The 1,428-nt window shown below is 32.8% G+C and carries 1 protein-coding gene and 1 pseudogene; one reads left to right on the plus strand and one right to left on the minus strand.

Annotated features, from left to right (window positions below; genetic code table 11):
* Positions 1-195: 195 nt before the first annotated feature.
* Complete coding sequence (locus H964_RS13090; protein ID WP_039766812.1) at positions 196-507, plus strand: hypothetical protein; 312 nt, start codon at positions 196-198, stop codon at positions 505-507.
* A 221-nt stretch (positions 508-728) separates the two neighbouring features.
* On the opposite strand, the pseudogene H964_RS08920 reads toward H964_RS13090, so the two are convergent.
* Positions 729-1,268 (minus strand): annotated as a pseudogene (locus H964_RS08920) (2-isopropylmalate synthase); the annotation flags it as partial.
* Positions 1,269-1,428: the final 160 nt, after the last annotated feature.

Below are 1,428 nucleotides of genomic sequence, written 5' to 3' on the forward strand. Positions count from 1 at the left end.
ATTTTTCTGTTCAATAAAAGATACTTACTTTAATGCTTTATATTTCATGGAAAATTTAAAAAAAATAATAAACTGACTTTTTCTCAGGAGTTTTTATATCTAAGAGATAGCTTGACCAGTAGCGCACGTCTTTTAGTAATATTACGTAACACAAATCCCAGATATAGAAAATATGAATCAAAGGTCCCATCTATTTTGTATACGGTTAATGATATTAACTCGTTAATAGGGCAAATATATTTTAATCTTTCAGAAGGTAAGCCTATTACTACAAATGATAGCAATAAACTTAAATTTTTAACAAACGAAGATATTTACAATATGCTATCAAATTATTGCAGCTTGATAAAAAACATAATATCTGAAAATGGAGAGATTATAGAAAGTGATAAAGCTTTACATAACCCCGACAAGTATTTTGATAAAATGCTTGAAAAGTGGGACTTAAAAAAAGCAGAGTTGTTATTTCACAAAGGCTTAAAAGCTGATATAACTGATTGGCCTTGAATTAGTTCACCTTTAGTTTAATTTTTACCCCTCCTAAAAAGTAAATTTCATTGCATATCCCCTTTCATTTGATTGAGCTATTTGTCTAAGGTAATAAATATAGATATTGTTTAAGCGTCAAGACTAACCTGGTAGAAAAATGGAAACAGACAAGACAGATACACAAGTAAAAAGCCAGCCCAACTTTTTAGGACTGGCTCTTTTCAAATACTTGAGAAAAACTATTTTACCCTGCTTTCATGCATCTTGAAAAGCTCTGGCATGATTTCTCGAACAACCATTTCAAGCTCATCATCGCCAATAACAGTTGTTCTTTCATTTTCGTACTCTTTGTCAACCCATTCTTTGATTTTAGCAACTCTTGGGTCGCGCTTGTCAATCTTCTTGTCACCTTCAAGCCTAAAATATGTGTTAATCCATGCAGCGATACCTGCAAGCCCAGAGTGTGCATCAACTGCAATGACAATTGGCCTGTTTAAAATCTTCTTTGTATCAAAGATGTTGTAGATCTCCTCATCCTTTAAAATACCGTCGGCATGAATTCCTGCTCTTGTTGCATTAAATGCCCTGCCAACAAACGGCGTTCTTGGTGGAATCTCGTAGTCAAGCTCTTTTTCAAAGTAATCTGCAATCTCAGTGATTACCTCAAGCCTCATATTCTTTGTTGTACCTCTAAGCTGAGCATATTCAATTACCATAGCCTCAAGCGGAGTATTACCAGTCCTCTCACCAATACCTAAGAGCAAACAGTCGAATGCAGAGGATGAAAATTATTTATATCCATATTGTTTCTATAGTAGTTATAGTAGAATTGATTTTATCTGTTTTCCACTAAAAAATTATTCAACAAAAATACGCAATGATTTAACATATTATATTGTTAATTTTCAAGATCATTTTTGAATACAATCTATTTTCGTG

Origin of the sequence: Caldicellulosiruptor sp. F32 (assembly GCF_000404025.1) — a bacterium.
Classification (GTDB): Bacteria; Bacillota; Thermoanaerobacteria; order Caldicellulosiruptorales; family Caldicellulosiruptoraceae; genus Caldicellulosiruptor; species Caldicellulosiruptor saccharolyticus.